The organism is Amycolatopsis decaplanina DSM 44594 (genome assembly GCF_000342005.1).
Classification (GTDB): domain Bacteria; phylum Actinomycetota; class Actinomycetes; order Mycobacteriales; family Pseudonocardiaceae; genus Amycolatopsis; species Amycolatopsis decaplanina.
This window is the reverse complement of record NZ_AOHO01000068.1, coordinates 327,450-341,983: the sequence shown is the minus strand read 5'-3', so window position 1 is coordinate 341,983 and position 14,534 is coordinate 327,450. Positions and strand designations below refer to the sequence as shown.

Annotated in this window: 7 protein-coding genes; 5 read left to right on the top strand and 2 right to left on the bottom strand. The window is 72.1% G+C overall.

Annotated elements, in window-relative coordinates:
- The first annotated feature begins 9 nt into the window (after positions 1-9).
- The 5 genes from H074_RS26840 to H074_RS26820 are packed head-to-tail and all read left to right on the top strand — an operon-like array spanning position 10 to position 12,587.
- Positions 10-6,330 carry a type I polyketide synthase gene (locus H074_RS26840; RefSeq protein WP_039923452.1) on the top strand — a complete coding sequence of 2,107 codons (6,321 nt, stop codon included), beginning with the start codon at positions 10-12 and terminating at the stop codon, positions 6,328-6,330.
- Positions 6,324-10,352 (top strand): beta-ketoacyl synthase N-terminal-like domain-containing protein, encoded by a 4,029-nt coding sequence (locus H074_RS26835; protein WP_007033216.1) that lies wholly within the window; start codon positions 6,324-6,326, stop codon positions 10,350-10,352. The genes H074_RS26840 and H074_RS26835 overlap by 7 nt, the downstream gene beginning before the upstream one ends.
- A gap of 15 nt (positions 10,353-10,367) precedes the next feature.
- Positions 10,368-10,667: a phosphopantetheine-binding protein gene (locus H074_RS26830; RefSeq protein ID WP_007033215.1), complete on the top strand. Its 300-nt coding sequence runs from the start codon at positions 10,368-10,370 to the stop codon at positions 10,665-10,667.
- A gap of 4 nt (positions 10,668-10,671) precedes the next feature.
- Entirely contained in the window at positions 10,672-11,457 is a 786-nt protein-coding gene (locus tag H074_RS26825; RefSeq protein ID WP_039923451.1) for an alpha/beta fold hydrolase, read from the top strand.
- Positions 11,454-12,587 (top strand): glycosyltransferase, encoded by a 1,134-nt coding sequence (locus H074_RS26820; RefSeq protein WP_007033213.1) that lies wholly within the window; start codon positions 11,454-11,456, stop codon positions 12,585-12,587. Before H074_RS26825 ends, H074_RS26820 begins: the two co-directional genes overlap by 4 nt.
- 133 nt (positions 12,588-12,720) lie before the next feature.
- On the opposite strand, the gene H074_RS26815 is transcribed toward H074_RS26820, so the two are convergent.
- Both H074_RS26815 and H074_RS26810 read right to left on the bottom strand, forming a co-directional pair.
- Complete coding sequence (locus H074_RS26815) at positions 12,721-13,575, bottom strand: ABC transporter permease (protein WP_007033212.1); 855 nt, start codon at positions 13,573-13,575, stop codon at positions 12,721-12,723.
- Positions 13,572-14,516: an ATP-binding cassette domain-containing protein gene (locus tag H074_RS26810; RefSeq protein ID WP_007033211.1), complete on the bottom strand. Its 945-nt coding sequence runs from the start codon at positions 14,514-14,516 to the stop codon at positions 13,572-13,574. Before H074_RS26810 ends, H074_RS26815 begins: the two co-directional genes overlap by 4 nt.
- Positions 14,517-14,534: the final 18 nt, after the last annotated feature.

Here is a 14,534-nt window from a genome sequence, read left to right as displayed (position 1 = left end):
GGTCCGCCGGTGAGTCATGCGACGGCGCGCACGCGGGTACTCGGTGTCAATCCTCTCGGACGTCCGGATCCGGGGCTGGCGGCAGCCGTCGCCAGGGGCGGTGGTCTCGGGGTCCTCGATCTCGGGCAGAGCGAGTCCATAGTGGACAGAGCATTCCCTTTCGGTGTCCGGATCCCGGCGGGCCGCCACGTGCGGGACGAAGAGGTGCGGGAAAGCGGCGCGGGGCTCGTCCTGCTGGCCGAGGGGGCGGTTTGGCGGGGCAGGGCAGGACTCCCAGTGCTGGCCGAGGTGACCGGTGTCGAGCAGGCCGTCCGGATGCTCGACGCCGGCGCCTCCGGTCTGGTGGCGAGGGGAGCCGAAGCGGGCGGCTCGGACCTCACCACGTTCGTCCTGCTGCAGCGGTTGCTGGAGCGGTTCGGCGCGGACGTGCCGGTGTGGGCGTACGGGGGCATCGGGCCGCGGACGGCGGTGGCCGCGATCGCCGGGGGCGCGGCGGGTGTCGTGCTCGACGGACTAGGTCTGTTCCCGGAGGCCGACGTGCCCGCGGCGGAGCGGACCGAACTGGCCAGAGCCGACGACGGGCTCACCGCGTTGTTCGCGAATCGCTTCGAGGACGCGGAAAACGCTGTCCGCTCGATCGTGCGGTCACTCGCGGCGCCGGTGGCGATCCCTGCGGACCAAGGCGTACGGCTGTGCCGCACGTTGGGGACCCGTCTGCCGGTCGTGCAGGGACCGATGACACGGGTGAGCGACCAGCCCGGTTTCGCCGCCGCCGTCGCCGCGCACGACGGCTTCCCGTTCGTCGCGGTGGCCACCGCGAACGGCGCCAAGACCGCCGAACTGCTCGGCCGCACCGCCGAAGCCCTCGGCGAACGGCCTTGGGGAGCGGGCATCCTCGGGTTCGTCCCGGAGGCCCTGCGCGACGGGCAGCTCACGGCGATCCGGGCGGCGCGCCCGCGGTGCGTGCTGATCGCGGGCGGGAAACCCGCGCAGGCCAAGACGCTGGAGGCCGACGGCATCGCGACCTTCCTCCACGTGCCGTCGCCGATCCTCCTGCGGCAGTTCCTCGACGCCGGGATCCGCCGGTTCGTCTTCGAGGGCGCCGAATGCGGCGGGCACATCGGTCCGCGTTCGAGCTTCGTGCTGTGGGAGCAGCAGCTGGACGTCCTGCGTGAACACGGCGCCGAGGACGTCGAGGTGCTGTTCGCGGGCGGGATCCACGATGCCCGGTCCGCCGCGATGGTCTCGGCGATGGCGGAACCCCTGAACGGCGGCGTCGGCGTCTTGATGGGCACCGCGTACCTGTTCACCGAGGAGGCCGTGACCCACGGCGCCATCACCGAGGTCTTCCAGGACCGGGTGCTCGACGCCGGGTCGACGGTCACCCTGGAGACCGCGCCCGGACACCTCACCCGCTGCCTGCCCAGTCCGTACACCGACGAGTTCGCCGCGGTGAAGGCCGGGCTCCGCGCGGACGGCGTCCCGCCGCAGGAGGCCTGGCAACGGCTGGAGGAACTGAACACCGGACGGCTGCGGATCGCGAGCAAGGGCATCCGGCGGGAAGGGGACGCCCTCGTCGAGGTCGACGCGCTCGGCCAGCTCGCCGAGGGGATGTACATGGCGGGACAGGTGACCGTCCTGCGCGAAGACCGCACCGATATCGCCGCCCTGCACCGGGAAGTCACCGACGGCGCGGCGGAGCTGCTCGCCGCCCGCACTTCCGCGGCGGAGTCCGTTGTGGACGGCGACATCGCCATCGTCGGGATGGCCTGTGTGTTCCCCGGGGCGCCCGACCTCCCGGCCTTCTGGTCGAACGTCCTGCACGGTGCGGACGCCGTCACCGAGGTGCCGGATCAGCGCTGGGACAAGGAGATCTACGCGGAACAGTCGACGTCGAAATGGGGCGGTTTCCTGCCTCCGGTGGCCTTCGACCCGCTCGCGTACGGCATCCCGCCCAAGTCGATGGGCAGTATCGACCCGGCCCAGCTGGTGTCACTGCAGACGGCTCGGCGTGCCCTCGAAGACGCGGGCTACGGCGACGGTGGCTTCGACCGCGAGCGCACCAGCGTCATCTTCGGCGCCGAGGCCGGGGGAGACCTGGCGAACGCCGGAGTCCTGCGCGCGCTGCTCCCGAGCTATCTCGAAGACGTCCCGGCCGAACTCCTCTCCCAGTTGCCGGAACTGACCGAGGACTCGTTTCCCGGCACGCTCGCCAACGTCATCTCCGGCCGGATCACCAACCGGCTCGACCTCGGCGGCACCAACTACACCGTGGACGCCGCGTGCGGCTCTTCGCTGGCCGCGCTGGACCTCGCGGTGAAGGAACTGCGGGCGGGCACGAGCTCGATGGTCCTGTGCGGCGCCGTCGACCTGCACAACGGCGTCAACGACTACCTCATGTTCACCTCCGCGGGTGCCCTTTCGCCGACCGGCCGGTGCCGTCCGTTCGACGCGTCGGCGGACGGGATCGCGCTCGGCGAGGGCGTCGCGTGTCTCGTGCTCAAGCGCCGGGCCGACGCCGAACGCGACGGTGACCGTGTCTACGCCGTGGTCAAAGGTGTCGGCGCCGCCAGTGACGGCAAGGCGCTCGGTCTCACCGCGCCGCGTCCCGAGGGACAGCGGCGAGCCCTCGCGCGGGCCTATCGCGACGCCGGGGTGTCTCCCGCGGACGTCTCGCTGGTGGAGGCACACGGCACCGGCACGGTCGTCGGTGACGCCACCGAACTGACCACGCTCACCGAGTTCTTCCTCGCCGCGGGCGCCGAGCCGGGCACTTGCGCGCTGGGTTCGGTGAAGAGCCAGATCGGGCACACGAAATGCGCCGCGGGACTGGCGGGCCTGATGAAGGCGGCGCTGGCGCTGTGGCACGAGGTCGTGCCGCCCACGCTGCACCTGAGCAGGCCGAATCCCGCCTGGGACGCCGAGAGCAGTCCCTTCACCTTCTCCACCGGCGCCCGGCCGATGCCGGTTCCGCGCGGACGCGAGTTCGCCGGAGTGAGCGCGTTCGGGTTCGGTGGGACCAACTTCCACGCGGTGCTCGCCGCCCCGGGAGTCCCGCCAGGACGGCGGCACGGCCCGCGTGACTGGGACGCCGAGCTCGTCCTGCTCCGCGGCCCTGACGTGGACACCGCCCGCGCCACGCTGCGCGACCTGCTGGCGGCCCATGAAGGGCGCCCGCTGCGGGAGATCGCCGCCCTCGCCGCCGAACGAGGTGGAACCGGGCCGGTGCGCCTCGCGGTCGTCGCGAGCGATCTCGCGGAACTGCGTGAGGCCGCCGAGAACGGCGGCGGGCTCGTCACCGAGAACACTGCGGACACCGAAGCCGGTGCGGTCGCGTTCCTGTTCCCCGGCCAAGGCAGCCAGCGGACGGGGATGCTGGCGGACCTGTTCGTGCACTTCCCCGAACTGGCCGACGTCCTGAGGCTCGCCCCCGACGTCGCCGCGACCACGTTCCCGCCGCGCGCGTTCGCCGAAGAGGCACGCGCCGCGCAGGACGAGGCGCTCAAGGACACGCGGGTCGCTCAGCCCGCGCTCGGGCTCGTCGAGTCGGCCGTCTGCCGGTTGCTCGCCGACCTCGGTGTCCGGCCGGATCTGCTGGCGGGGCACAGCTACGGCGAACTGACCGCGCTGTCGGTCGCGGGCGCGTTCGACACCCCGACCTTGGTCGCGCTCAGCCGGGCCAGGGCCCACTCGATCGCCGAAGTCGCGGGCGCCGACCCTGGCGCGATGGCCGCGGTGAAGGCGTCCCGTGAAGAACTGGCCGTCGCGCTCGACCACCCGGACGTCGTACTGGCCAACCACAACGCGCCGGGTCAGACCGTCCTTTCCGGGCCGACGGCCGCGATCGAGGAGGCGATCCGTGAACTGCGGGCCCAGGGGATCGGGGCCAAACGGATCCCGGTCGCCTGTGCCTTCCACAGTCCGCTGGTGGCCGGGGCGAGCGACGTGTTCGCCGTCGATCTCGACAACGCCGAGATCGGCGAGCCCGGTCCGCCGGTGTGGTCGAACCGCACCGCCCGGCCGTACGAAGCCGGAGCGGTCCGCGCCGGACTCGCCGCGCAGATCGGCTCGCCGGTGCGCTTCGTCGAACTGATCGAGGACATGTACGCGGCGGGCGCGCGCACGTTCGTGGAGGCGGGCCCGGGACAGGTGCTTTCCCGGCTGGCCAGGGACATCCTCGGTGACCGCCCGCACACCGTGATCGCGTGCGACCCCGGCGGGCCGGGGCTGCGAGGGTTCCTCACAGCGCTCGCGCGCCTGGCGCTCACGGGTGTCGATGTACGCACCGAACGGCTCTTCCGCGGACGCGTCCGCGTCGGCCCGCTTCCCGTACCCGCCTGGACCGTGGACGGCCAGACCGTCCGCGCGCCCGGCGGCGAAGTCCCCGCCCATGGGCTCGTGCCCGCCCGACGAATCCCGAGGACGACCATGAACCAGCCCACGCCCGGTCGTGACCAGGCCGTCGTCGAATTCCTCCGCACCAGCCGCGAACTGCTGGCGGCGCAACGGGACGTGATGCTGGGGTATCTCGGCACCGTAACGCTCGCCCCGGCACCGGTGCAGGTCCCGGTCGTGCCGGCTTTGCTGCCGTCGGTCGAGGCTCCGGTCATCGTGCCCGAGCCGGAACCGGTCAGGGAAGCCGTCGTCACGGACGTCCTGGCCACCGTGATCGGCGCGATCAGCGAACGCACCGGCTATCCGGCCGAGATGATCGACGCCGATCTGGACCTCGAAGCGGATCTTTCCATCGACTCGATCAAGCGCACCGAGATCGCGGGCTCGCTGCTCGCGAAGCTCGGCCTCTCCGGACGGGTCCACGACGACGCCCAGGACCAGCTCAGCCGCGACCGGACGGCGAGCGCGCTGGCCGCGCGGCTGCGGAAGTGGCTCGAACCGGCGGCTCCGGTCGCCGCGGCACCGGCTCCCGCCGAGGCCCCGGTCGGCGCCGCGCCCGGCCGGTACGTGCTCAGCCGTGTGTCCGCACCGCTCGGGACGCCCGATCTCGCCAGGGTGAACGGCAAAACGGTCGCGGTGAGCTTCGAGCCCGGCCAGGAGGAACTGGCCGGGTCGGTCCGCGCGGTGTTCGCCGACGCGGGCGCCCTGCCTGCGGAAGGGGACGAGGCTGACGTCTTCGTCGTGCTGAATCCGTTGTCGGACGCCGAAGAACCGGTCGCGGCACAGGTGTTCGGCCTGCTCAAGAGCGCCAAGGGTGCGGTGGTCGTGGTGGCGAGGCCGGGCGCCGGGCACGCCGCCGGACTGCGCGGTCTCGTCCGCGCGGCGGCGCGGGAACGGAGCGAGCCGACCAGACTCGTCGAGCTGGAGTCCACAGTGGACCTCGCGCGGATCGTGCTGGAAGAGGTGATCGCCGACGGGCCGGTGGCCGTCCGCTACGACACCGCGGGCCGCGCCGCGTTCGAGCCTTCCGCGGGCTCGCTCGGTTCGATCGCGTACGCGGGCGCCGGTCCCGGCGGCGGGGAGGTCAAGGCACTCGGCCTCGACGCGGATTCGGTGCTGTTGCTGATCGGCGGCGCCCGCGGCATCACCGCGCGGGCGGCGGTCGCGCTGGCGGCGAGCGGATGCCGGATCGAACTGGCAGGCCGCACCCCGTGGCCCGCCGAACCCGGTGACGAGGACCTTCCCGGCGACGCGCCGGGCATGCGCTCGGCCTTGGCCGCGCGGGGCGGTTCGCTGGCGGACATCGAACGCCGGGTGCGCACCGTGCTGGCCCGGCGTGAGATCGCGAGGACGCTCGACCAGATCCGCGCGGCGGGCGGCACCGCGGCCTACCGGTCGCTCGACGTGCGCGACGCCGCCGCCGTCCGGCAGGTCGTCAAGGATCTGCACACGCGCCACGGCCGCATCGACGGCGTGATCCACGCGGCAGGGGTGATCGACGACAAGCTGATGACCGACAAGGACGAGCTCTCGTTCCGCACGGTCTACGGAACCAAAGTGGACGGTGCGCGGGCACTGCTCGACGCCTTGGAGCACTTCGGTGTGCGGCCGGGATTCGTGACCTTCTTCGGCAGTATCGCCGCGGTGCTGGGAAACCGGGGTCAGACCGACTACGCGGCGGCGAACGACGCGCTGGAAACCCTCGGCGAACAGTGGGCGGAACGCACCGGCTGCCGGGCGCTGACCGTCCACTGGGGACCATGGGCACCCTCGGACGATCACGCGGGCATGGTGTCGCCGGAGCTGGCGCGCGAGTACGAGCGCCGCGAGGTGGCGCTGATCGACCCGGACGAAGGCACCACCGCGCTCCTGCGTGAGCTGGCCTACGGCCCGGCCGATGTCCGCTCGGTGCTGTACACGGCGTCGCTGTGGTGAACCAGGAACCGGTCGCGATCGTCGGGATGGGAGTGTTCCTCCCCGGCGCGTCCACTGTGGACGAATATTGGCAGAACATCGTTTCCGGCACCGACGCGATCACCGAGATCCCGCCGCACCGCTGGGACCCGAGTTTCCACGACGGTGACGGCCGGACGCCGGACCGCACCTACGGCAGGCGTGGCGGATTCGTCGCCGACAGCATGGATTTCGACGCGACGGCACTCGGCATCGCCCCCAGCACCGTCGCCGGGATGGAGCCCGACCAGCTGGTCGCGCTGGCCGTGGCCGCCTCCGCGGTCGACGACGCCGGTGGCCTGCGACGGCTGGGCGACCTCGAACGCGTGGGCGTGATCCTCGGCAGGGGAGGCTATCTCTCGCCCGGGCTCCAGCGGTTCGACCAGCGCGTCCGGTCGGTCCGTCAGATCACCGGCGCCGTCCGTGATCTCCTGCCGTCGGCGCGTCCGGAGATGCTCGACAGGCTGCGGGACGCGTTACTGGAACCGCTCGGCGAGTTCCGGCCGGACACCGCGATCGGGCTGGTGCCGAACCTCGCCGCGTCGCGTGTCGCCAATCGCTTGGATCTCGGCGGCCCGGCGTACACGGTGGACGCCGCCTGCGCGTCCTCGCTGCTCGCGGTGGACCAGGCGATCGGCGAACTGGCGCGTCGCCGCTGCGACGTCGTACTGGCCGGCGGGGTGCACCACTGCCACGACGACACGCTCTGGTCGATGTTCACCCAGCTCGGCGCCCTGTCGCCGAGCCAGCGGATCAGCCCGTTCTCGCGGGACGCGGACGGCTTGCTGATCGGCGAGGGCACCGCGGTCGTCGTCCTGAAACGGTTCTACGACGCGCGCCGCGACGGCGACCGGGTCTACGCGGTGCTGCGCGGTTCGGGGACGTCGAGCGACGGGAAGGGCGCGAGCCTGCTCAGCCCGGCCGTGGCCGGCCAGACCCTGGCCCTGCGCCGTGCGTGGGCGTCGGCGGGCCTCGATCCCGCCGCGCCCGGCGCGCTCGGCCTGCTGGAGGCGCACGGGACCGCGACGCCGGCCGGGGACGCGGCCGAACTGGCCACCCTCGCCGAGGTGTTCGGCCCGCCGGACGGACCCCGCGCCGCGATCGGCGCGGTGAAGGCGATGATCGGGCACACCATGCCGACCGCCGGGGCCGCCGGTCTGGTCAAGGCGGCGCTCGCGCTGCACCACGCCGTCCTGCCGCCGACCCTGAACTGCGCCGATCCGAGTCCATTGCTGGACAAGACCCGTTTCCGCGTCCTGTCCGACGCCGAGCGGTGGCGGTCGGGCGAAGTCCCGCGCCGGGCGGCGGTCAACGCCTTCGGTTTCGGTGGCGTCAACGCGCACGTGGTGCTGGAGGAGGCCGACCCGGCACCCGCGCGGCCGCGCCGGGCGAAGGTGACCGGGGAGCCTGAACGGGTCCTGCTGCTCGCGGCGTCCACTCCCGCCGACCTGCGCTCCCTGCTCGATCGCCCTGATCCGGAATCCGGTGGGCGGGGGCCGTGCCGGATCGGGATCGTCGAGCCGACCGAGAAGCGGCTCGAAGTCGCGCGAAGGGTGCTCGCGAAGGTCGCGGCCGAGGGCGGGTCCTGGCACGGGCCCAACGACATCTGGTGCACCACCGCACCGTTGCTGGAGCAGGCCGGGGCGAAGACCGCCTTCGTCTACCCGGGTCTGGAAGCGGACGCGGAACCGCGGTGCGCCGACGTCGCCCGGCACTTCGGCCTGGAACGGCCGGAGTGGTCGACGGCGAGTGTGCTCGCGCGCGCGTCGAGTGTGTCCCAGGTCGGGTTGCTGCTCGACACCGCGCTGCGTCGGCTCGCCATCAAACCGGACCTGCTCGCCGGGCACAGCGTCGGCGAGTGGACCGCGATGCAGGCGGCGGGGATGTACCCGGGACGGTCCACACAGGACATGTTGAACCGGTACTGGCCGCAGGGGTTCACGCTGCCGGACGCCGAATTCCTCGTACTCGGCTGTTCCGCCGAGCGGGCGGAGGCCTTGCTCGCCGCCGAACCGGAACTGATGATCTCCCACGAGAACGCGCCACGGCAGACGATCGTCTGCGGTGACCCGGCCGCAGCGGACCGGCTCGCGAAGCTGTGCACCCAGCACGGCGTCGTCGCCAGGACGCTGCCGTTCCGATCCGGATTCCACACCCCGCTGATGCGGTCCCGGCTCGGCCCGTTCACCCGTCTCGCGGCGGAACTGGACCTGAAGCCGCCGCGGATCCCGGTCTGGTCGGCGACCACGGCGCGGCCCTATCCCGCGGATCCGGTGGAGATCCGCGAGCTGTACCTGGCCCATCTGGTGCGCAAGGTCCGGTTCCGGGAACTCGTCGACGCGCTCTACGCCGACGGCGCCCGCGTCTTCGTCCAGGCGGGCGCCGGTCAGCTCGGCTCGTTCGTGTCGGACACCCTGGGCTCGCGGCCCCATCTGGTCATCCCGGCGTCCTCCGGTACGAGGCCAGGCCTCGCCCAGCTGCGCAGGGTGGCCACCGCGGTCTGGGTGGAGGGCGGACGGCCCGCGTTCGAGGCGCTGGAGCCGCACCGGACCCGGATCGACACGGCCGGCACGCTGCTCTCGGTCGACGGTGACGTGAAAGGCTTGTTCGCGGGCACCGGTGAGGTTCCCGAACTGGCCGACGGGATTCCGGACGCGATCGTCGCGGAGTTCACCGCGCTGCTGGCCGAGACCCGGCAGGCCGCGGCGAGTGTCGCCAACGCCGCGGCGCGGCGAACCGTCGAGTCCAGTGTGGACGTATCGCTCGCCACGATGCCGTACCTGGTGGATCACCGGTTCTTCCGCCAGCGCGAGGACTGGCCCGACGAAGCGGACTTCCGTCCCACCGTCCCCGCGACGACACTGGTCGACCTGGCCTGCCGGGAAGCGGAACGGGCCTGGCCCGGCACGGTCGCGACCGGGGTGAGCAACGCGGCGTTCTCCCGCTGGCTGATCGCCGCCCCCGCGGTGCGGGTCCCGCTTTCGATGACCCGCGAGGGCGACCGGATCAGTGTCCAAATCGGACCACACGCCAGCATGGACGTCCATCTGGCGCGGCGATACCCCACGGCGCCCCGGCCGTCCCCGCCGCCGGGGCCGGAAACCGCGCCGCCACTGAGCGCCGCCGAGATCTACAGCCGTCGGGAGATGTTCCACGGCCCGGCGTACCAAGGGCTCGACAAGCTGATCGGGCTCGGCGAGCGGCATATCCGCGGCGACCTCGTCGTGCCGCCGGCGCCCGGCGCGCTGCTGGACAACGTCGGCCAGTTGCTGGGTTGCTGGCTGATGGCCACCAAGGCGGACGCGCTGCTGGCCTTCCCGACGTCGATGGGCCGGGTCACCTGGTACGGACCGGAACCGGCGCCGGGCACCCGGCTGCGGTGCGTGGTCCGGGTCCGGCTGCCGCGGCCGGACGTGCTGGAGATGGACGCCGAACTCGTGCGGGACGGCGCCGTGCTGGCGCGGATCGAGCAGTGGCGCGACATCCGGTTCCCGTGCGACCGGCCCGCCCACCGGGTCTACGCCTTCCCCGATCGGAACCGGCTTTCCGAGGACCACCACGGCGGCTGGACGGTGGTGACCGACCGGTGGCCGAGCCCCGCCGCGCGCGACATCTACGCCGGGATCTACCTCGGTGCGGAGGAACGCGCCGAGTTCGCCGCCTGCGCGCCCCGGCGGCAGCGGGGATGGCTGCTGGAACGGATCGCGATCAAGGACGCGGTCCGCGCGAAACTCGGCCTGGACGGCGTTTACCCGGCGGAGCTCCGCGTGAGCGCCGACGGGACCAGGGTGACCGGGCTCCACGGCCGGGCGGTGCCGCCGTTGGCGGTGGCCGTCGCGTCGGCGGGCGAGGTCGCGGTCGCCCTCGTCCGCGAGCCGACCACGACGCCGCCCCGGATCGCGGTCCGGGCCGAAGGCGAGTTGGCGGGATTGGCCGAGGAGATCGGTATCGGGGCGGAATTCGCCGGAATCCCCGGGCACGTGGTGGCCTGGAATCGCGGGTAGGAACAGGAGCAGAGCATGACGATCGAACAGCAGAGCCCGGCGTCCGTCTTCGGCACCGTGGCGGAGTTGCTGAGAGAACTGGTCGGGGACACCGACGTCCTCGGCATCGAGATCACCCCGCGGACCACCTTCCACGAGGACCTCCAGCTGGAGAGCATCGACCTGGTGACCTTCGCGAGCATCCTCGCCGAGTTCTTCGGCGCCGACGTCAACCTCGCGGAGTTCCTGGCGGAGAAGGATCTCGACGACGTGATCGAACTCCGCGTCGGCGACATCGCGGACTACGTGGCCGCCCGCCTCGGCGAACGGGGGTGAGGCGGTGCCGACGATGACCGTCAACGGGCTGCGCACCAACGTGCAGCTCGTGCCCGGCGGGGGCACCGAGACCGTGGTGTTCCTGCACGGTATGGGCACCGACAGCCTCGCGAGCTTCTACCTCACGCTGGCCCCGCCGGTCGCCGCCGCCGGGGTCGACGTGATCAGCTACGACCTGCGCGGACACGGCAAGACCGAACGCCCCGAACGCGGGTACACGATCGCGGACTTCGTCGCCGACCTCGACGACCTGCTCGACCAGCTCGACCTCGGCCGGCCCGTGCACTTGGTGGGCAACAGTTTCGGCGGCACCCTCGCCTACAGCTACGCCGTGGCGAAACCGGAGCGGGTGCGCAGCATCGTGTGCATCGAATCGGAGCCCGCCACCGAACTGTGGGCGGACAAGATGTCGCAGATCCTCGAGCACACCGTGCGCTTCCTGAAGGTCGAGGAGAGCTTCGACTGGATCGAGGCCAACTACAGCGCGCATCACCGGCGGCTGGCGAGAATGGCGGCCGAGCGGATCATGTCCACGTCGATGGCCGAGGAGGTCCCGCTCGGCCCGTTGCTGACCCTGGACCAGGTCGCGGGGATCGGCTGCCCCGTACTGTCCATTTTGGGCAGTCACGGGTATCAGGCCGACGATCTGACCGCGCTGACCTCCATGCTGCCCCGCGGCGAGTTGCACGTGTTCGAGGGCCAAGGGCATTCGGTGCTCGTCGAGCAGCACCGGGAAGTCCGTGAGCTGCTGCTGAACTGGATCGCCCGGCACGGGAGGCCACGCGGATGAGCCGGTTCCTCCTGGTCGTCCCGCCACTCACCGGACATGTGGCGCCGTTGCGCGCGGTGGCCGCCGAGCTGGTGGGACGCGGCCACGACGTCGCCTGGTGCGGTCCGGAACCCACGACGTCCGAACTGACGCGGGCGGGCCGGGTGTACGCGGCGGGGGACGCGCTGGACTTCGCCGTGGAGCGCCGTCCCGAAGGCCTGCGCGGGTTCGCGGCGCTGAAATACCTTTGGGAGCAGTACCTGGTGCCGCTCGCGGACGCGATGGTCCCCGGGGTCGAGAAGGCGGTGGCCGCGTTCCGGCCCGACGTCGTGATCGCCGATCAGCAGGCCTTCGCGGGCGCACTGGTGTCGAGCCGCCGCGCCCTGCCGTGGGTGACGTCGGCGTCGACGTCGACCGAACTCGGCGATCCGCTGGGTGCCATGCCGAAGATCGCCGCCTGGGTCGACGGGCTGCAGGAGGGCCTCCGCACGCGGCACGGCGTTTCCTGCGGCGACCTGCGGTTCTCGCCGGACCTCATCCTGGCGTTCACCACCATCTCCTTGACGGGCCCGATCGCCGACGTGGGCGCGGTCCGGTTCGTCGGCCCCGCGCTGGCTCCCGCGCCCCCGGTGGGCTTCTCGTGGGACCGGCTCGACGGGCGCCCGCTCGTCCTCGCCACGCTCGGCACCGCCAACGCCGCTCTCGGCCGTCGCTTCCTGGCCGAATGCGTCGACGCCCTCGCCGGGATGCCGGACGTCCAAGGCCTCGTCGTCGATCCCACCGGCGAACTGCTCAGCGACGAGGTGCTGGTCGTCAAGCGGATCCCGCAGGCGGAAGTGGTGCGAAAAGCGGTGGCGGTGATCTGTCACGGCGGGCACAACACCGTCAGCGAGACCCTCGCTTCCGGGCTGCCGCTGGTGATCGCGCCGATCCGGGACGACCAGTCGATGCTGGCCCAGCAGGTCGAGGCGGCCGGCGCCGGGCTGCGGCTGCGCTTCGACCGGGTGAAGGCACCCGACATCCGCGCCACGGTCACCGAGGTGCTGACCGAGCCCGCCTACGCCGCAGCGGCCGCGCGGGTGCGGGCCTCGTTCGCGGCGGCGGGGGGAGTCGTGGCCGCCGCCGATCACCTGGAGTCCTTGCCGCGCTGACGCTTCGCCGCCGCCGGCCGGGCGGATCTTGCGTGCCTGGAGGCGGATCTCGCGTGCTTGAGGGCGGATCACATGAGATCCGTCTTCAAGCACGTGTGTTCGGTCTTCAAGCACGTGAGTGACGGGTTCGGGCTCAGGCCATCGGGGTGACGTCTCGCGGGGTCCGGAACGTACGGGCCGCGATCCACCCGCCCACCGACGCCGCCACGGCGGCGATCGCGAGCGAGACAGGGATCGACCAGCCCGACGGCCGACCCAGCGCGAGCGCTCTGGCCGCGTCGATGGCGTAGGTCAGCGGGTTGAGCGCCGAGACCACCCGCAGCCAGGTCGGCATCGTCTCGAGCGGCATGTACGCGCTGGAGGAGAACATCAGCGGGAACATGACCACGAAGGACGCCATCTGCAGGGTTTCGGCCTTGCGCAGCCAGGTCGTGATGGCGACGAAGATCCAGGTCAGGCACCAGCCCACGACGAGCGTGAGCAGAAGCGCCGCGGAGACACCGAAAACGCCGCCGGTCGGCCGGAAACCCAGCAGTACCACGCTGGCGAGCGCGGTCACCAGCAGTTGCACGCCGAGCCGGGCGGAGTCGGAGATGGTGCGCGCCACGAGGACGGCGGAAAGGCTGATGGGCATGCACCGGAGACGTCCGGTGAAACCACTGTAGATCTCCGAGAGCAGGCCGGCGCCCGAACTCATCGCCGTGGTCATCGCGATGTTCACCAGCGTCGCCGGGACGAGGAAGTTCACGTACCCCTGGTAGGCCGCGACACCGGGCAGCGTGCTGACGCCGTTGAAGACCTGGCTGAACAGCAGGAGCAGCACGATCGGTTGCAGCAGACCGAAGAACACCAGCCGCCGGTCGCCGAACGCCGTCTTCAGCGATCGAGCGGCGAGCACCCGGACCTGGGTGGCGAAGGTGCTCGGCGGCCAGATCGCCGGATCGGTCAGCACCGACGGGGACGGTGCGCGGTGCTTTGCCTCGGTCATGGCGCGACCGCCGGACTCCGGTGCAGCGAAAGGTAGACGTCGTCGAGCGTCGGCTCGGCGACGGTGAGGTCCTTGATCGGCGCGCCCGCCGCGTCGAGCGCGCGGACCAGCACCGTGATGTCGGCGGGCCCGGACAGCGCGACACCGATCACCAGCCCGGAGGCCGACGTCGTGCAGCTCATGCCGAGCCGGTGCAGCGCGGCCAGCGCGCGGCGGGCGGCGAGGTCGGTGCCGAAGGTCAGGGTCGCGGTCCGTTCCCCGAGCCGAGCCTTCAGTTCCGACGGCCGCCCGGAAACCGTGACGTGCCCCAGCCCCAGCACGATGACGTGATCCGCCAGCCTGTCCGCCTCCTCGAGGTACTGCGTGGTGAGCACGACGGTGGTGCCGCGCGCGGCGAGCCGTTCGACGCCGTCCCAGAGCCCCGCGCGGCTGAGCGGGTCGAGGCCGGTCGTCGGCTCGTCGAGGAAGAGGACATCGGGGGAGCCGACGAGCCCGGCGGCGAGATCGAGCCGTCGCCGCATCCCGCCGGAGTACGTCCGCGCGGGCCGGTCCGCCGCGTCGTCGAGGCCGAACATGGCGAGCAGTTCGGCCGCGCGGGCCCTGGCCTGGCGCCGGTTCGCGCCCAGCAGGCGGGCGACGAGTTCGAGGTTGCCTCGGCCGGAGAGCGCGTCGTCGACAGCCGCGAACTGGCCGGTGACCCCGATTCGCCGCCGGACGTGATGCCCGGCGCGCACGACGTCGAAACCGCACACCTTGGCGGTGCCGCCGGTCGGTTTGACGCGGGTGCTGAGGATGTCGATCAGCGTCGTCTTGCCCGCGCCGTTGTGGCCCAGCACCGCGAGCACGGTGCCGCGGCCGACCCGGAGACTGACGCCGGCGAGGGCCGTCACTTCACCGTAGTGCTTGGCGAGGCCGGTCACCTCGATGGCAGCCTGCTCCATTCGCCGAACGTAGCGGGG